A 17,748-nucleotide genomic window follows, 5' to 3' on the forward strand; every position below is an offset into this window, starting at 1 on the left:
CATGATCTTCCTGCTCACGCACACCGGCCGGCCGGCCGCGATCCGCAGCGCGGAACGGGTCGTGCTCGGCCTGCTGCGCTGCGGGATCGGGGTGCGGGTCCTGACGGACGAGGCCGCGGACCTGGCCGCGGAACTGCCGCTGCCCGCCGAGGTGGAGCTGGTGACGGAGGGCGGCCCCGGGGCCGTCGAGGGCTGTGAACTGATCATCGTCCTCGGTGGTGACGGGACGCTGCTGCGCGGCGCGGAGTTCGCGCGCGCCTCCGGCGTGCCGATGCTCGGGGTCAACCTGGGCCGGGTCGGGTTCCTCGCCGAGGCGGAGCGGGACGACCTGGACAAGGTCGTGGACCGGGTGGTCACCAAGCAGTACGAGGTCGAGGAGCGGATGACGCTCGACGTCCTCGTCCGCAACGACGGACATGTGGTGCACACCGACTGGGCGCTCAACGAGGCGTCGGTGGAGAAGCAGGCGCGCGAGCGGATGCTGGAGGTCGTGACCGAGGTCGACGGCCGTCCGGTGTCACGATTCGGCGGTGACGGCGTGGTCTGCGCCACCCCGACCGGCTCGACCGCCTACGCCTTCTCGGCCGGCGGCCCGGTGGTCTGGCCCGAGGTCGAGGCGCTGCTGATGGTGCCGATCAGCGCGCACGCGCTGTTCGCCCGGCCGCTGGTGACCTCGCCGCGTTCGGTGCTCGCCGTCGAGGTGCAGCCCAAGACGCCGCACGGCGTGCTGTGGTGCGACGGCCGGCGCACCGTCGAGCTGCCCGCCGGGGCCCGCGTGGAGGTACGGCGGGGCGCCGTGCCGGTACGCCTCGCCCGGCTGCACCACGCCTCCTTCACGGACCGTCTGGTGGCGAAGTTCGCCCTGCCCGTCGCGGGCTGGCGGGGTGCCCCGCAGTAACCCGCGAGTGCTGGTGGCCGATGCCCGTCGCGCGCCGGGCCGCAAACCTCGTATGGTCGTATCCGTGTTGGAGGAGATGCGGATCCGGTCGCTGGGTGTCATCGAGGATGCCGTGGTGGAGTTTTCACCCGGCTTCACCGCGGTGACCGGCGAGACCGGTGCGGGCAAGACCATGGTCGTCACGAGCCTCGGCCTGCTGTTGGGCGGCCGGGCCGATCCCGCTTTGGTGCGGATCGGTGCGAAGGCGGCGGTGGTCGAGGGGCGGATCACGCTCGGCCGGGACTCGCCGGCCGCCGTCCGCGCCGAGGAGGCGGGGGCGGAACTCGACGACGGCGCGCTGCTGATCAGCCGTACCGTCTCGGCCGAGGGGCGGTCGCGGGCCCATGTCGGCGGGCGCTCCGTGCCGGTCGGGCTGCTCGGCGAGCTCGCCGACGACCTGGTGGCCGTGCACGGCCAGACCGACCAGCAGGGCCTGTTGCGCCCCGCCCGGCAGCGCCAGGCGCTGGACCGGTACGCGGGCGACGCCGTGGCCGTGCCGCTGGCGAAGTACGGGGCGGCGTACCGGCGGCTGCGGGAGGTGGCGGGCGAGCTCGACGAGCTGACCACCCGGGCCCGTGAGCGGTCCCAGGAGGCGGATCTGATCCGGTTCGGGATCGGTGAGGTCGCCGACGCCGAGCCGCTGCCCGGCGAGGACACCGAGCTGGCCGCCGAGGCCGAACGGCTCGGCCACGCCGAGGCGCTGGCCTCCGCCGCGGCCGTCGCGCACGCCGCGCTCGCGGGCAACCCCGAGGACCCGGAGGGCAACGACGCCAACACCCTCGTCTCCGGCGCCCAGCGCGCACTGGAGGCCGTCCGCGCCCATGACCCGGCGCTCGCGGCGCTCGCCGAACGCATCGGTGAGATCGGCATCCTCGTCGGCGACGTCGCCCAGGAACTGGCCGGTTACTCGGACGACCTGGACGCCGATCCGCTGCGGCTCGCCGCGGTGGAGGAACGGCGGGCGGTGCTCTCCCATCTGACCCGCAAGTACGGTTCGGACATCGACGGGGTGCTGGCCTGGGCCGAGCAGAGCGCCGGCCGGCTCGGTGAGCTGGAGGGCGACGACGAGCGGATCGCGGAGCTGACCGGGGAACGGGACGCGCTGCGGGCCGAGCTCGGGGAGCTCGCGCAGGCGCTGAGCGACGCCCGTACGGAGGCGGCGGACCGTTTCGCCGCCGCGGTCACCGCGGAACTGGCCGAGCTGGCGATGCCGCACGCCCGGGTCGGGGTGGCCATCCGGCAGACCGCCGATCCCGAGGGGATCCAGGTCGGCGGGCAGCTCGTCGCCTTCGGCGCGACCGGCGCCGACGAGGTCGAGCTCCAGCTCGCCCCGCACCCGGGCGCCCCGGCCCGGCCGATCGCCAAGGGCGCGTCCGGTGGTGAGCTGTCGCGGGTGATGCTCGCCGTCGAGGTCGTCTTCGCCGGATCCGATCCCGTGCCGACGTATCTCTTCGACGAGGTCGACGCGGGTGTCGGCGGCAAGGCCGCGGTCGAGGTGGGCCGCCGGCTGGCGCGCCTCGCGCGGACCGCGCAGGTCGTCGTGGTCACCCACCTCCCGCAGGTGGCGGCGTTCGCCGACCGGCAGCTGCTGGTGGAGAAGACGAACGACGGTTCGGTGACCCGCAGCGGTGTCACCGTTCTCGAAGGTGAGGACCGGGTGCGGGAGCTCTCCCGTATGCTCGCCGGGCTCGAGGACTCCGAACTCGGCCGGGCCCACGCCGAGGAGTTGCTGGCCGCGGCCCGCGCCACCAGCTGAGCCCGGCCGGGGCCTGGCCGGGGCCACGTCCGGCACGGCGCGTAAGCGCACTCGTTCGAGTGATCCACGGCGCCCGTACCCGGGCCGGGAGGCGGTCGGTGCCCACGGCATGCCGTGGGGGCCTGGCATCCTTGGGGTATGGCGCAACAGCCGTCGTCCGACGCCGAGTCAGGAGCTGTACCCGGGTGAGCAGCACTCCGATCCCCCTGCGAGGACAGCTGCACGCCGTCCTCGTGCTGGGCGGGGCGGGCGGTCCCGCAGGTGCGCACGTCAGCTCGCTCGCGGGCGGCCTCGTCGCCCGCGGAGTGCGGGTCACGGTGTGCGGCCCGGCCGCCGCCGAAAACGATTACGCCTTCACCGGCACGGGTGCCCGGTTCGAGCGCGTGGAGATCGCCCACCGGGCGGCCAGGTCCGACGCGACGGTCGTCGCGGAACTGCGGGTGGCCTGCACGGACGCCGATGTGGTGCACGCGCACGGCCTGCGCGCCGGGCTGCTGTCGTCGCTGGCGCTCAGCGGCCGTTCCACCCCGCTCGTGGTGACGTGGCACAGCGCGGTCCTCGCCGAGGGTGCCAGGGCCCGGCTGCTGCGCTGGCTGGAGCGCCGGGTGGTGCGGGCCGCGGCCGTGGTGCTCGGGGCCTCGTCCGACCTGGTGGACCGGGCCAGGTCGCTGGGCGCCCGGGACGCGCGGCTGGCGCCGGTCGCGGTGCCGGTGCCCGGGGTCGCGGCCCCGGAGCCGCACGGCGACGCCGAGCGGATGCGGCAGAAGACGCGGGCCGAGTTCGGGGCGGTGGACCGGCCCCTGGTGCTGGCCGTCGGCCGGCTGGAGCCGCACAAGGGCTACGACCTGCTGCTGGACGCCTGCCGCATGCTGGCGGACCACGACCCCCGGCCGCTGGTCATCGTGGCGGGAGAGGGCTCCCGGCGGGCCGCGCTGGAGCAGCGGATCGACACCGAGCGGCTGCCCGTCCGGCTGATCGGCCGCCGGGCCGATGTCACGGAACTGCTCGCCGCGGCCGACGTGGTGGTCCTGCCGAGCCGGTGGGAGGCGCGCGCCCTGATCGCCCAGGAGGCCCTGCACGCGGGGGTGCCGCTGGTCGCCACCGCGGTCGGCGGGATCCCCGAACTGGTCGGTGACGCGGCGGAGCTGGTGCCGTACGGCGATCCGGGGGCGCTGGCCCGGACGGTGGCCCGGCTGCTCGACGAACCGGAGCGCCGGATCGCGCTCGCCGCGGCAGGGCGGGCCCAGGCCGCCACCTGGCCGACCGAGGACGACACGGTCGCCCAGGTGCTCAGCATCTACGACGAGTTGGCGCAGCGCTGAACCGCTGAACCCTCCGCAGGGTGGTGGCGGGGCCGTACGGCCCCGCCACCCGTGCGACCTCTGCGGGGTCAGCCGCCGCCGTACGCCCCGCAGGCACTCAGCCGCAGCGCCGTGTCGATGAGCGGCACATGGCTGAACGCCTGCGGGAAGTTGCCGACCTGGCGCTTGAGCCGGGGGTCCCACTCCTCGGCGAGCAGCCCGAGGTCGTTGCGGAGCGCCAGCAGCTTCTCGAACAGCTGGCGGGCCTCGTCCACCCGGCCGATCATCGCCAGGTCGTCGGCCATCCAGAACGAGCAGGCCAGGAAGGCCCCTTCGTCACCCGGCAGCCCGTCGAGGTTGTCGTCGCCGCTGTTGGTCGGGTAGCGCAGGATGAAGCCGTCCTCGGTGCTCAGCTCACGCTGGATCGCCTCGATGGTGCCGATGACGCGCTTGTCGTCCGGCGGCAGGAAGCCCATCTGCGGGATGAGCAGCAGCGAGGCGTCCAGCTCCTGGGAGCCGTAGGACTGGGTGAAGGTGTTGCGCTCCTTGTCGTAACCCTTCTCACAGACGTCCCGGTGGATGTCGTCGCGCAGTTCGCGCCAGCGTTCCAGCGGGCCGTCCGCCTCGCCCGACTCGATGAGCTTGACGGTGCGGTCCACCGCGACCCAGGTCATCACCTTGGAGTGCACGAAGTGGCGGCGGGGGCCGCGCACTTCCCAGATGCCCTCGTCCGGTTCGTTCCAGTGCGATTCGAGATAGCGGATCAGCTTGAGCTGCAGCAGGCTCGCGTAGTCGTTGCGGGCCAGCCCGGTCATATGGGCCAGGTGCAGGGCCTCGGTGACCTCGCCGTAGACGTCCAGCTGCAGCTGGTGGGCGGCGCCGTTGCCGATCCGGACCGGGGTGGAGCCCTCGTAACCGGGCAGCCAGTGCAGCTCGTTCTCACCGAGCTCGCGCTCGCCGGCGATGCCGTACATGATCTGCAGGTTCTCCGGGTCGCCGGCCACCGCGCGCAGCAGCCACTCGCGCCAGGCCCGCGCCTCGTCCCGGTAGCCGGTGCGCAGCAGCGAGGACAGCGTGATCGCCGCGTCCCGCAGCCAGGTGAACCGGTAGTCCCAGTTGCGGACCCCGCCGATGTCCTCGGGCAGCGAGGTCGTCGGAGCGGCGACGATGCCGCCGGTGGGGCCGTACGTGAGGCCCTTGAGGGTGATCAGCGAGCGGACCACGGCGTCCCGGTAGGGGCCGTGGTACGTGCACTGGTCGACCCAGTCCTGCCAGAACTGCTCGGTGGACTCCAGCGAGGCCTCCGGCTCCGGCAGCGACGGCGGCGGGCGGTGCGAGGGCTCCCAGCTGATGGTGAAGGCCACCCGCTCGCCCGGCGAGACGGTGAAGTCCGCGTACGTCGTCAGGTCCTTGCCGTACGTGTCGACCTCGGTGTCCAGCCAGACGGAGTCCGGCCCGGCCACCGCGACCGTGCGGTCGCCGACCTTGTGCACCCACGGCACGATCTGGCCGTAGGAGAAGCGCATCCGCAGGGCGGAGCGCATCGGCACCCGCCCGCTGACGCCCTCCACGATCCGGATCACCTGCGGGGCGCCGTCACGGGGCGGCATGAAGTCGATCACCCGGACCGTGCCGCGCGGGGTGTCCCATTCGGATTCCAGCACGAGGGAGTCGCCCCGGTAACGCCGTCGCGTCGCCGCGGGCGGACCCGTTCCGGGGGCGTGGGCCGGGCCCAGCCTCCAGAATCCGTGCTGCTCGGTTCCGAGCAGGCCGGCGAAGACCGCGGGGGAGTCGAACCGGGGCAGGCACAGCCAGTCGACCGTGCCGTCCCGGCAGACCAGTGCAGCGGTCTGCATATCGCCGATGAGTGCGTAATCCTCGATGCGCCCGGCCACCTGCATCTCCAGTCGAATGACGGCGCCGGCCTCGGAGGGCCGGTCTTGCGGTCTGGGGATTTTCGACGAGCTCGTGTTCCGGGAGCGGGCGGGGTTGATGCCGTGCCGGCCGGCTCGCAGCGATGTGTCCGAGCAGGATACGTCGTCGGGGAGGGAGGTGCGCGCGTGGCGGTTGTCTTCACTGGGCCGGTCGGGTGCACTTGTTCCGCTCATGCCCGAGCATGCCATTAGTCCCCTTGCGAGCTGCTAAAAGCAGGCTAGTGACGTCGCCGCCGGACACAGCCGCCCACGGTCGCTGTTACCCTGGTAGCCCGTGGGCCGGTGGGCTGAACCACTGAACCGCCGCGACGGCACTCCCCCCGATTCCGTGCCGTCCCGACCCTCACCTCGCGACCACGGGAGCCCCCTCTTGGCAATTGCGCCCAAATCCACGACGACCAAGCACCTCTTCGTCACCGGGGGTGTCGCCTCCTCCCTCGGGAAGGGGCTGACGGCCTCCAGCCTCGGTGCGCTGCTGAAGGCGCGCGGCCTCCGGGTCACCATGCAGAAGCTCGACCCGTACCTCAACGTGGACCCGGGCACGATGAACCCGTTCCAGCACGGTGAGGTCTTCGTCACCGACGACGGTTCCGAGACCGACCTGGACATCGGCCACTACGAGCGTTTCCTGGACGTCAACCTCGACGGCTCGGCGAACGTGACCACGGGCCAGATCTACTCCACGGTCATCGCCAAGGAGCGCCGCGGCGAGTACCTCGGCGACACCGTTCAGGTCATCCCGCACATCACCAACGAGATCAAGTCCCGGATCCGCCGGATGGCGACCGACGACGTGGACGTGGTGATCACCGAGGTCGGCGGCACCGTCGGCGACATCGAGTCGCTGCCCTTCCTGGAGTCGGTCCGCCAGGTCCGGCACGAGGTCGGCCGCGACAACGTCTTCGTCGTGCACATCTCGCTGCTGCCGTACATCGGCCCGTCCGGTGAGCTCAAGACCAAGCCGACCCAGCACTCCGTCTCGGCGCTGCGCAGCATCGGCATCCAGCCCGACGCGATCGTGCTGCGCGCCGACCGCCCGGTGCCGGACGCCATCAAGCGCAAGATCTCGCTGATGTGCGACGTCGACGAGGACGCGGTCGTCGCCGCCATCGACGCCCCGTCGATCTACGACATCCCCAAGGTGCTGCACACCGAGGGACTGGACGCGTACGTCGTCCGCAAGCTGGACCTGCCGTTCCGTGATGTGGACTGGACCCAGTGGGACGACCTGCTCAAGCGGGTCCACCAGCCCGCGCACCAGGTCACGGTCGCGCTCGTCGGCAAGTACATCGACCTGCCCGACGCGTATCTGTCGGTGACCGAGGCGCTGCGCGCCGGCGGTTTCGCCAACAACGCCAAGGTCACCATCAAGTGGGTCACCTCGGACGAGTGCAAGACCCCGGCCGGCGCCAAGAAGCACCTCTCCGGCGTCGACGCGGTCTGCGTACCCGGTGGCTTCGGCGACCGCGGTGTCGAGGGCAAGGTCTCGGCGATCACCTACGCCCGCGAGAACAAGATCCCGCTGCTGGGGCTCTGCCTGGGCCTGCAGTGCGTCGTCATCGAGGCGGCCCGCTCGCTGGCCGGCATCCCGGACGCGAACTCCACCGAGTTCGACTCCGCGACCGCCCACCCCGTCATCTCGACGATGGCCGAGCAGCTCGACATCGTCGACGGCAAGGGCGACCTCGGCGGCACGATGCGGCTGGGCCTGTACCCGGCCAAGCTCACCGAGGGCTCCATCGTGCGCGAGGTGTACGGCGGCGAGCCGTACGCCGAGGAGCGCCACCGGCACCGCTACGAGGTCAACAACGCCTACCGGGCGGAGCTGGAGAAGAAGGCCGGACTGGTCTTCTCCGGGACCTCGCCCGACAACAAGCTGGTGGAGTACGTCGAGTACCCGCGCGAGGTGCACCCGTACCTCGTCGCCACTCAGGCGCACCCCGAGCTGAAGTCCCGCCCGACGCGCCCGCACCCGCTCTTCGCGGGTCTGGTCGCGGCGGCGGTCAAGCGCCAGCAGGGCTGATCATCGATTGATCGGTACGGTGCTGGGGACGGATCTTCGTGATCCGTCCCCAGCACCGTTTTGTCTGCCGGCCCGGTGCGCGCACCGGGCCGTTACGTTCTCACCGGTTCACGGAGGGCATCATGCTGCAGGACATCGCCGAGGAGTGGCAGGTCACCGCGACCTCGACGCCGTTCGCCGGGGCGAAGACGAGCGTCCGCACGGACGAGGTCGTCATGCCGGACGGCGGCACCGCCAAGCGCGACTACCAGGTCCACCCGGGCTCGGTGGCCGTGGTCGCCCTCGACGGGGACGGCCGGGTCCTGGTCCTGCGCCAGTACCGGCACCCGGTACGGCAGAAGCTGTGGGAGGTGCCCGCCGGGCTCCTCGACGTGCCCGGCGAGAACCCGCTGCACGCGGCGCAGCGCGAGCTCTACGAAGAGGCGCACGTCAAGGCCGGGGAGTGGCGGGTGCTCACCGATCTCTACACCTCTCCCGGCGGCAGCGACGAAGCCGTCCGGATCTTCCTGGCCCGTGACATCTCCGAGGCGGAGGGCGAGCGGTTCGAGGTCTCCGAGGAGGAGGCCGACATGGAGTACGCCCGGGTGCCGCTGGCCGAGCTGGTGCGCGACGTGCTGGCCGGCCAGGTGCACAACACCTGCCTGGTGGCCGGGGTCCTCGCCCTGCACGCCGCGCTCTCGGGCGACGGGGTGGACGCGCTGCGGCCCGCCGAGGCCCCCTGGCCCGCCCGGCCCTTCACGGCGTAAGCGGTACCGGCGCGCCGCTGATCCGATGGAGTGATCATTGCGCGGATCGGCTGCGCGGGGGCCCCGGGCCGGGCATGTCCCCGTGCACCGGGTCCGGCCGGCCGGGACTCCGCGCGGTGGCCGTTCGTGATCGCTCGGACAGGGCCTAGGCTCGATGGTGTTCCCGCTCGCAGCGGCGGCGGGCTCGTGCGCGCAGGCAGAACGGGAGAGTGCCCGTGGCGGATCAGGTGCTGGACGCCGGTGAATCGGTGGCCGACGCGGACTTCGTGCCGTCACCCGGCCATGGGCCGGAGGCGAAGGACCCGGTCCCGCCCCCACCGCCGGTGCCGGGCTGCGCCCTTCCCGAGGACGTTCCGCACTTCGTCGGGCGCCGCAGGGAACTGGACGGGCTGCGGGCCGACATCGACCGGCCGGGCCTGGCCACACTGGGCGGCAAGGTGGCGGACGGCAGCCGCGTCCTGCTCATCGCGGGACGGCCCGGCTCCGGGCGGACCGCGCTCGCCGTCCATCTCGCCCGGGACGTCGCCGCGCGCTACGCCGACGGGCAGCACTTCGTACGGCTCACCGGCAGCGGCGGCGAGCGCACCCCTCCGGAACAGGCCGCGCGGGCGCTGCTGCGGGACCTCGGCGCCGGGTCGCCGCTGCCGGAGGCGGAGCCCGGTGAGGTGTACGCGGCACTGCGCGCGGCACTGGCGGGCCGCCGCACCGTCCTGGTGCTCGATGACGTCTCGCACGCCGACCAGCTGCTGCCGCTGCTCCCGGAAGGGCCCGGCAGTCTGGTGGTGGCCACGTCCGAGGGGCCGCTGCCGGGTGTCCCGGACGTCCGGCCGTGCACCCTCGGCGGGCTGGACACCGCCGCTTCCGTCGATCTGCTGTCGCAGGCGATCGGCCCGACCCGGGTCACCTGTGATCCGCGGGCGGCCGAGACCCTCGTCCAGGAGTGCGCCGGGCACCCCACCGCGCTGCGACTGGTCGCCGCCTGGCTCGCCGCCCAGCCGCGGCTGTCGGTGACCGACGCCACCAGCCGGCTGCGCGCGGTACCGGACGAGCCGGCGCCGCCGGCGAGGACCGCGGCGAAGACCGGGCCCCAGGCCGGGCGCAGCGCCGTGCCGCCGGCGGAGCCTGAAGGGGCTGCCGCGACCGGCTCCGACGGTGCGCCCGGGACCGGGACCGAGGCGGGCTCCGAGCGGGTGGCCGGGTCCGAGCCGAAGGCGCGCGCGGAGGAGACCCCGAAACCTGCGGCCGGGCCCGCTCCGGCGGCGGCATCCGTCGCCCACGCCACCGCGCCGGAGGCGTCACCGCGCGCCACCGCGCCGCCCCAGCTGGTGCGCGCCTTCCGGCTGGTCTACGACTCGCTGCCGCCCACCGCCGCCCGGATGCTGCGGCTGCTGGCGCTGGCGCCGGCCGGACTGGTGGACTCGCACATCGCCTCGGCGCTGGCCGGCTGCTCGGTGACCGCCGCGCAGAGCACGCTGGACGACCTCGGCGCGCACGGGCTGCTGCACGCGGATCCGGTGGATCCGCCGCTGCCCCCGCAGTACCGGGTGCCCGGCTGCCTCGAACCACTGCTGCGGGCTCTGCTGGAGACCCGGGACCGGACGGGCGAGGTCCAGCTGGCCAGGGCCAGGATGCTGGAGCGGACGGTGCGGCTGCTGCAGTCGTGCCGCATCACGCTGGAGCCCGACGGTTCCCCGGGCCGGGCGTCGCTGGAGGGGCTGCCGCGCTCGATGCGCTTCGGATCGCGGTCCGCCGCCGCCGTATGGCTGCGGGCCCGCCTCCCCGCGCTGCTCGCCGCGGCCCACGCCGCGGTCGCCGACGGGGAACTCGACACCCTGGCCCGGCGGTTGGTCGCCAATCTGGTGCGGGCACTGGGCGTGGATCCGGCGGACCGGGAGACGGCGGGGGAGCGCTATCAGCTGCACGCCCTGGTGCTCGATGTGGCGACCCGCCGCGGGCTGCCCCGCGAGAAGGCGGCGGCGCTGATCAACCTCGCCGACCTCGATGTGGAGGCCGGCAGGACCCGGCAGGCGCTGGACCGCTACCGGCTGGCCCTCGGCGAGGCGCGGACCGGTGACGACGGAGAGGCCGAAGGCCGGGCGATGGAGGCCATCGGCGGCACGTACCTGGAGCTCGACGACCCGCAGCGGGCCGCGGACTGGTACGGCAGGGCGCTCGCGCTGCGGCTGGCCCGCGGGGAGACCGGCCACGCGGCCCGGCTGCACGGCCGGCTCGGCGCACTGCACACCTACGGCGGCCGGTACGGCACCGCGCTGCGCGAGTGGCGGGCCGCCGCGGGCGCCCACCGGCGGCTCGGCGACCTGCCGGCCCAGGCCCGCGCGCTGAGCGAGGCGGCGCGGGTCCAGGAGTACGCGGGACATCCCGAGGACGCTCTGCGGACCTGTCGTGACGCCCTGTACTGGGCCCGGCAGGCCGGCGACGAACGGCTGGAAGGCGCCGTACTGCTGCGGATGGCCGACACCCTCGACCGGCTCGGCGATCCGGGCGGCGCACGTCTGCAGCGCGCGGCCGCGAAGCGCCTGCTCAGCCCGGGTGAAGTCCCCGGCTGAGCGGCCCCGAAAAGCGGTGGCCTGAAGGTGTCAGCGCCCCAGGCCTACGAATCTGTCACCGTTCTCGGCCAAACTAATCACTTTGTAAGGCTAGACAGAGAGTCTTCCTTCACTAGACTGGGCTCCGCCGCGCACATCGCGGTCAGGTCCGACGTGTGACGCTTTCTCGCGCCATGTACGGACAGCTGCAGCCATTCCTGTCTTCCAATGAGTGCAAGGACCGTGATCGACGTGAAGGTCGGCATCCCCCGCGAGGTCAAGAACAACGAGTTCCGCGTGGCCATCACCCCCGCCGGCGTGCATGAGCTCGTGCGCCACGGACATGAGGTCTACGTGGAGCAGGGCGCCGGTCTCGGCTCCTCCATCCCCGACGCCGAGTACACCGGCGCCGGCGCGAACATCCTCAGCACCGCCGACGAGGTGTGGGCCACCGCCGATCTGCTGCTGAAGGTCAAGGAGCCGATCGCCGAGGAGTACCACCGCCTCCGCAAGGACCAGACGCTCTTCACGTACCTGCACCTGGCCGCGTCCCGCGCCTGCACGGACGCGCTGCTCGAGTCCGGCACCACCGCCATCGCGTACGAGACGGTGGAGACCGCGAACCGCGCCCTCCCGCTGCTCGCCCCGATGTCCGAGGTGGCCGGCCGGCTCGCCCCGCAGGTCGGCGCGTACCACCTGATGCGCTCGGTCGGCGGCCGCGGTGTGCTGCCCGGCGGCGTCCCCGGCGTCCAGGCCGGCAAGGCCGTCGTCATCGGCGCCGGTGTCTCCGGCTGGCACGCGACCACCATCGCGCTCGGCATGGGCTTCCACGTGACCCTGCTCGACAAGGACATCAACAAGCTGCGCGAGGCCGACAAGATCTTCGGCACCCGCGTCCAGACCATCACCTCCAACGCCTTCGAGCTGGAGAAGGCCGTCCTCGAGGCCGACCTGGTCATCGGCGCGGTGCTGATCCCGGGCGCGAAGGCGCCGAAGCTCGTCACCAACGAGCTGGTGTCCCGCATGAAGCCGGGATCGGTTCTTGTCGACATCGCGATCGACCAGGGCGGCTGCTTCGAGGACTCGCGTCCGACCACGCACGCCGACCCGACCTTCGAGGTCCACAACTCGGTCTTCTACTGCGTCGCCAACATGCCGGGCGCGGTGCCCAACACCTCGACCTACGCGCTGACCAACGCCACGCTGCCCTACATCGTGGAACTGGCCAACCGCGGCTGGCGCGAGGCGCTGCGCCGCGACGCCGCGCTCGCCCTGGGCCTCAACACCCATGAGGGACAGGTCGTTTACGGTCCGGTCGCCGAGGCGCACGACCTGCACAGCACCGACCTGCACACGCTGCTGGGCTGATCAGCGGGCGTGTGACGGGCGCGCGAAACGTCTACACGTCAACACGGCGACAACGGCCGGGCCTTGGAGACTCAAGGCCCGGCCGAGTGCGTCGAACGTACCAGTTTCACCGTTTCGTACCTCGCTGAAACATCGGCGACGACGCGGTTACGCCCTTGACAGCGGGGTGTTCGGTTACCGACACATCGTGCCGTGTCCGGCGGATTGTGTTGCTGTGAACCACTGACACGCCATAGAGTCGCCAACCGTCGGCATGCTGTCGCGCTGACCTATCGAGAAGTTTCCTGGTCACCAAGGAGGTAAGACGACTTGTGAATGAGTCGACATTTGCTCCCGGGGGTGGTCAACCAGGAATGACCGTTCAGGTCGAGAGCCCCAACAGGCTCGAGACCGTCGGTTCCGTCGCGGTCCGCACCTTCGAGGCACGCCGGGCCGACAAGAACACGGAGACGCACCCCACACACGCCATGGCGCCATACGAGGACGATCTGCAGGACGGTCAGTTCTACGACCCAGACGCGGAGTACGAGCCGGATCCCGAATACGCGGCCACACTCGCCCCGGACGCTGCCCGTCAGCGCCGCGAGCGGGTCGGTCCGACGGGACGCCCGCTTCCGTACTTCCCGATCCCCAATCCGCTCACCGACCACGGCCCGGCGAAAATCGTCGCGATGTGCAACCAGAAGGGCGGGGTCGGCAAGACGACCTCGACCATCAACCTGGGTGCCGCGCTCGCCGAGTACGGCCGCCGGGTACTCCTCGTCGACTTCGATCCGCAGGGCGCGCTCTCGGTCGGACTCGGCGTCAACCCGATGGAACTCGACATCACCGTCTACAACCTGCTGATGGAACGCGGGTTGGCGGCGGACGAGGTGCTGCTGAAGACCGCGGTGCCCGGTATGGACCTGCTGCCGAGCAATATCGACTTGTCGGCGGCCGAGGTCCAACTGGTCAGCGAGGTGGCGCGCGAGTCGACACTGCAGCGCGCCCTCAAGCCGCTGATGGCCGACTACGACTACATCGTCATCGACTGCCAGCCCTCGCTCGGCCTGCTGACCGTCAACGCGCTCACCGCGGCGCACTCGGTGATCGTGCCGCTGGAGTGCGAGTTCTTCGCACTGCGCGGTGTCGCTCTGCTCACCGAGACCATCGAGAAGGTCCGGGAACGGCTCAACCCCGAACTCGAACTCGACGGCATCCTCGCCACGATGTACGACTCCCGCACGGTGCACAGCCGTGAGGTGCTCGCCCGCGTGGTCGAGGCCTTCGACGAGCACGTGTTCCACACGGTCATCGGCCGTACGGTGCGCTTCCCGGAGACCACCGTCGCCGGCGAGCCGATCACGACGTACGCGTCCAACTCCGTTGGTGCCGCCGCCTACCGTCAGCTCGCCAGGGAGGTGCTCGCCCGGTGTCACGCCGAGTGAGTCTCCCGGGTGCGGACGAACTGTTCCGCACCACAGGGGGAATGGGGCTGCAGGCCTCCCAGCCCCGTAAGCACGCCAACGGGGACGCCCAGAAGGCCCCTCAGGCCGACGGGCGGCTGCGGCCGGTACCCGACGCCCCGGCGGACGGGAACGAGCCGCAGACGGGCACAGCGCCCGACGGCGGCGGCCAGGACGGGACCCCGGCCGAGCACAGCGGCCGCGAGGGGATCCCGCAGGGCCGCCGGCCACAGGCCGCGGGCCAGCCGCCCACGGCCCCGGTGCCGGTCCAGCAGACGCGCCGCAAACAGCAGCGGCCGCGCCCCAGCGGCCGTGAACGGCACGACGAGAAGATCACCGTCTATGTCTCCGCCGAGGAGCTGATGGATCTCGAACACGCGCGGCTCGTGCTGCGCGGTGAACACGGCCTGGCGATCGACCGCGGCCGGATCGTCCGCGAGGCGGTCGCCGTGGTGCTGGCGGATCTGGAGTCCCGCGGGGACGCGAGCATCCTGGTGCGCCGGCTGCGGGGCCGCTGATCCACCGGGCGGTGGTCGGCGTGGCCACGGCGACGTCGGACGGGGCGGCTCAGTAGGCTCCCTGCCAGGGGGCCGCCCCCGCCGACCCCGCACGATGGACAGCGATGCCGATCACCGACGACGACGCCCCCCAGCCGCCCCGCCGAGCCCTCGGCCGGGGGCCGGGCCGCCCGGCCGCGGCGACGGCGCCCGTGGTGGAGCCGACGCCGGAACCGGCACCTGTCGCGGAGCCGGCGCCTGTCGCAGAACCGGTACCCGTCGCGGAACCGGCACCTGCTGCCGTACCGGCCCCCGTCGCGTCACCGGAGCCCGTCGAACCGGCGGATCCCGCGGTGCCGCCTGCCCCGGAGCCGCCCGCGGCGCCCGCCGCGGCCCCGGCCGGCGCTGTCCCCGATCAGGCACCCGACGGCCGGTTCACCGTGCGGCTGGTGAACTTCGAGGGGCCGTTCGACCTGCTGCTGCAGCTGATCTCGAAGCACCGGATGGACGTGACCGAGGTCGCGCTGTCCACGGTCACCAACGAGTTCATGGCGCACATCCGTGCCATGGGAGCCGACTGGGACCTCGACCAGGCCACCGAGTTCCTCGTCGTCGCGGCGACCCTGCTCGATCTGAAGGCCGCCCGGCTGCTGCCGACCGCCGAGGTCGAGGACGAGGCGGACCTGGCGCTGCTGGAGGCGCGCGACCTGCTCTTCGCCCGGCTGCTGCAGTACCGCGCGTACAAGCGGATCGCGGCGATCTTCGCCGAGCGGCTGGAGGCGGAGGCGCTGCACCACCCCCGCACGGTCGGTCTCGAACCGCAGCACGCGGACCTGCTGCCGGAGGTCGTCTTCAGCGTCGGCCCCGAGCGGTTCGCGAAGCTGGCCGTCAAGGCGATGCAGCCCAAGCCGGTGCCGCAGATCTACACCGACCACATCCACGCGCCGCTGGTCAGCGTCAGGGAACAGGGCGAGCTGGTGGTGGCCCGGCTGATCGAGCTGGGGGAGACCAGTTTCGCCGACCTCGCGGCGGACGCCCCGGACACCCTCACCGTCGTCGCGCGTTTCCTGGCCCTCCTGGAGCTGTACCGGGAGAAAGTGGTCGCGCTGGACCAGGAGGAGGCGCTCGGCGCGCTGCTCGTGCGCTGGACGGGCGGCGATCAGGAGACCGCGCGGCGGCTCGTCACCGATGAATTCGACCCGGAGGGCAAAGAAAAATGACGGACGACGCAGCGGCGCCCGCCGGGCCGCTCTCCGCCGAGGTGGCCGCCCTCGACCTCCGGCCCGCGCTGGAGGCCGTTCTGATGGTCGTGGACGAGCCGGCCACCGTGGAGCAGCTGGCGACGGTGCTCCAGCGGCCGAAGCGCGCGGTCGCCGCCGCCCTGCGCGCGCTGTCCGAGGACTACACCGCCCAGGGCAGGGGCTTCGACCTGCGGCTGGTCGCCGGCGGCTGGCGGTTCTACACCCGGCCGGCCTTCGCGCCGGCCGTGCAGAAGTTCGTTCTGGACGGCCAGCAGGCCCGTCTCACCCAGGCCGCGCTGGAGACGCTGGCGGTCGTCGCGTACCGCCAGCCGGTCAGCCGATCACGGGTTTCGGCGGTCCGCGGAGTCAACTGTGACGGTGTGATGCGCACCCTCCTGCAGCGCGGTCTGGCGGAGGAGGGTGGGACGGAACCCGAAACAGGTGCGATCCTGTACAGGACGACGAACTACTTTCTGGAGCGGATGGGCCTCAGAGGCCTGGACGAGCTACCCGAGCTCGCCCCCTTCCTGCCGGAGGCGGACGCCGTCGAGGCGGACTCCTTGGAAGGGGTTCCGTCGTTCGACCCGGATGCACCGGACGATGCAGATACGACGACTCACTCGACGACGGAACTTTGATGCGAAGCAGCGACAGGAACAGCGGCGGCAACCGGAACCCCCGGGGCGGCAACCCGCGCGGCGCGGGCGGGGGCTCCGGTAGCGGCGGCTCCCGTGGCGGCAGCAGCGCCGGCAGCGGTGGCGGCTCCCGCGGTGGCAGCGGCGCCGGTGGCGCGGGCTCCCGCGGTGGCAGCGGCGCCGGCGGCCCGGGCTCCCGCGGCGGCGGTTACCCCCGTGGCGGTGGCAGCACGCCCCGCGTCTCGGGCAGCGGCCAGCAGCGTGACGAGGAGCGGCGCGCGCAGAACCCCCGTCCCGAGGAGCGCCGCTACGACGTCGGGAACACCGGCCAGTCGGGCGCGAACCGGCCCGGCGGCGTGCCCCCCGAGAAGCCGCGCTACCGCGCGACCGGCAACCTCGGCCGCAAGCCGATCCCCGCGAAGTCGCGCGAGCTCGAGGCGAAGATCGAGGAGCGCAACCGCTCCCGCTACGAGAACCGCCCGGAGATCAAGACTCCGAAGACCTTCGGCAACGACCAGGAGGGCGAGCGGCTGCAGAAGATCCTCGCCCGTGCCGGGATGGGATCGCGCCGTGCGTGCGAGGACCTCATCCACCAGCACCGCGTCGAGGTCAACGGCAAGATCGTCGTCGAGCAGGGCATGCGCGTCGACCCGGAGAAGGACGAGATCAAGGTGGACGGCCTGACGGTCGCCACCCAGTCGTACCTGTTCTTCGCGCTGAACAAGCCGGCCGGCGTCGTCTCCACCATGGAGGACCCCGACGGCCGCCAGTGCCTGGGCGACTACGTCACCAACCGTGAGACCCGGCTTTTCCACGTGGGCCGGCTGGACACCGAGACGGAGGGCCTGATCCTCCTGACCAACCACGGGGAGCTGGCCCACCGCCTGACCCACCCGCGGTACGGCGTCAAGAAGACCTACCTGGCCGCGATCCAGGGCCCGCTGCCGCGTGACCTGGGCAAGCAGCTCAAGGACGGCATCGAGCTGGAGGACGGTCTGGCGCGCGCCGACCACTTCCGCGTCGTGGAGAACCTCGGCAAGAACTACCTGGTCGAGGTGACCCTGCACGAGGGCCGCAAGCACATCGTGCGACGGATGCTCTCCGAGGCCGGCTTCCCGGTCGACCGGCTGGTGCGCACCAGCTTCGGACCGATCCCGCTCGGCGACCAGAAGTCCGGCTGGCTGCGCCGCCTCACCAACACCGAGGTCGGCATGCTGATGGGTGAGGTCGACCTCTAGGTCGTTCCGCCACGTTCCCCGCACACGCGTTCCGGCCGGCCGGAACGGTCCTCAGGGCCGTTCCGGCCGGCCGTTTCCGTG

The 17,748-nt window shown here is 72.3% G+C and carries 13 protein-coding genes; 12 read left to right on the plus strand and 1 reads right to left on the minus strand.

From position 1 onward, the window contains the following. The first annotated feature begins 1 nt into the window (after nt 1). The 3 genes from LNW73_RS26010 to LNW73_RS26020 all read left to right on the plus strand — a co-directional run bounded on the left by LNW73_RS26010 (nt 2) and on the right by LNW73_RS26020 (nt 4,015). The gene (locus LNW73_RS26010; protein WP_138353383.1) at nt 2-898 is read left to right on the plus strand and encodes an NAD kinase; all 897 of its coding nucleotides are present in this window, start codon (nt 2-4) and stop codon (nt 896-898) included. A 52-nt stretch (nt 899-950) separates the two neighbouring features. After that, nucleotides 951-2,693, plus strand: coding sequence for a DNA repair protein RecN (gene recN, locus LNW73_RS26015; RefSeq protein ID WP_250975218.1), 1,743 nt, complete (start codon nt 951-953; stop codon nt 2,691-2,693). 185 nt (nt 2,694-2,878) lie between these two features. Next, entirely contained in the window at nt 2,879-4,015 is a 1,137-nt protein-coding gene (locus LNW73_RS26020) for a glycosyltransferase family 4 protein (RefSeq protein WP_250975217.1), read from the plus strand. A 68-nt stretch (nt 4,016-4,083) separates the two neighbouring features. Here the strand turns inward: LNW73_RS26020 and LNW73_RS26025 are convergent, their stop codons facing one another. Beyond that, entirely contained in the window at nt 4,084-5,889 is a 1,806-nt protein-coding gene (locus tag LNW73_RS26025) for a glycoside hydrolase family 15 protein (RefSeq protein WP_250975216.1), read from the minus strand. Between the two features lie 409 nt (nt 5,890-6,298). Here LNW73_RS26025 and LNW73_RS26030 point away from each other — a divergent pair, with 409 nt between their 5' ends. The 9 genes from LNW73_RS26030 (at nt 6,299) to LNW73_RS26070 (ending at nt 17,667) form a co-directional block, all read left to right on the plus strand. Further along, nucleotides 6,299-7,951 (plus strand): CTP synthase, encoded by a 1,653-nt coding sequence (locus LNW73_RS26030; protein WP_250975215.1) that lies wholly within the window; start codon nt 6,299-6,301, stop codon nt 7,949-7,951. Between the two features lie 122 nt (nt 7,952-8,073). Further along, entirely contained in the window at nt 8,074-8,697 is a 624-nt protein-coding gene (locus tag LNW73_RS26035; RefSeq protein WP_285369501.1) for an NUDIX domain-containing protein, read from the plus strand. A gap of 215 nt (nt 8,698-8,912) precedes the next feature. After that, a complete protein-coding gene (locus LNW73_RS26040; RefSeq protein ID WP_250991559.1) occupies nt 8,913-11,264 on the plus strand; it encodes an NB-ARC domain-containing protein in 2,352 nt (783 codons plus the stop codon). A gap of 231 nt (nt 11,265-11,495) precedes the next feature. Further along, the gene (ald, locus tag LNW73_RS26045) at nt 11,496-12,611 is read left to right on the plus strand and encodes an alanine dehydrogenase (RefSeq protein ID WP_250980098.1); all 1,116 of its coding nucleotides are present in this window, start codon (nt 11,496-11,498) and stop codon (nt 12,609-12,611) included. 353 nt (nt 12,612-12,964) lie between these two features. Next, the gene (locus LNW73_RS26050; protein WP_138353360.1) at nt 12,965-14,038 is read left to right on the plus strand and encodes a ParA family protein; all 1,074 of its coding nucleotides are present in this window, start codon (nt 12,965-12,967) and stop codon (nt 14,036-14,038) included. A gap of 41 nt (nt 14,039-14,079) precedes the next feature. Continuing rightward, nucleotides 14,080-14,574, plus strand: coding sequence for a hypothetical protein (locus tag LNW73_RS26055; RefSeq protein WP_203675205.1), 495 nt, complete (start codon nt 14,080-14,082; stop codon nt 14,572-14,574). Nucleotides 14,575-14,678: 104 nt separating this feature from the next. Beyond that, entirely contained in the window at nt 14,679-15,773 is a 1,095-nt protein-coding gene (locus tag LNW73_RS26060) for a segregation and condensation protein A (RefSeq protein ID WP_250991560.1), read from the plus strand. Then, the gene (gene scpB / locus LNW73_RS26065; protein ID WP_250991561.1) at nt 15,770-16,432 is read left to right on the plus strand and encodes an SMC-Scp complex subunit ScpB; all 663 of its coding nucleotides are present in this window, start codon (nt 15,770-15,772) and stop codon (nt 16,430-16,432) included. Before LNW73_RS26060 ends, scpB begins: the two co-directional genes overlap by 4 nt. Beyond that, nucleotides 16,432-17,667, plus strand: coding sequence for a pseudouridine synthase (locus tag LNW73_RS26070; RefSeq protein WP_250975211.1), 1,236 nt, complete (start codon nt 16,432-16,434; stop codon nt 17,665-17,667). The genes scpB and LNW73_RS26070 overlap by 1 nt, the downstream gene beginning before the upstream one ends. Nucleotides 17,668-17,748 lie beyond the last annotated feature (81 nt).

Source organism: Streptomyces sp. RKAG337 (assembly GCF_023701715.1).
Taxonomy (GTDB): Bacteria; Actinomycetota; Actinomycetes; order Streptomycetales; family Streptomycetaceae; genus Actinacidiphila.

Coding starts and splice junctions, on each gene's coding strand:
- recN (WP_250975218.1), top strand. CDS start 951: ATGGTCGTATCCGTGTTGGAGGAGATGCGGATCCGGTCGCTGGGTGTC.
- LNW73_RS26055 (WP_203675205.1), top strand. CDS start 14,080: ATGGGGCTGCAGGCCTCCCAGCCCCGTAAGCACGCCAACGGGGACGCC.
- LNW73_RS26010 (WP_138353383.1), top strand. CDS start 2: ATGATCTTCCTGCTCACGCACACCGGCCGGCCGGCCGCGATCCGCAGC.
- LNW73_RS26035 (WP_285369501.1), top strand. CDS start 8,074: ATGCTGCAGGACATCGCCGAGGAGTGGCAGGTCACCGCGACCTCGACG.
- LNW73_RS26060 (WP_250991560.1), top strand. CDS start 14,679: ATGCCGATCACCGACGACGACGCCCCCCAGCCGCCCCGCCGAGCCCTC.
- scpB (WP_250991561.1), top strand. CDS start 15,770: ATGACGGACGACGCAGCGGCGCCCGCCGGGCCGCTCTCCGCCGAGGTG.
- LNW73_RS26070 (WP_250975211.1), top strand. CDS start 16,432: ATGCGAAGCAGCGACAGGAACAGCGGCGGCAACCGGAACCCCCGGGGC.
- LNW73_RS26050 (WP_138353360.1), top strand. CDS start 12,965: ATGACCGTTCAGGTCGAGAGCCCCAACAGGCTCGAGACCGTCGGTTCC.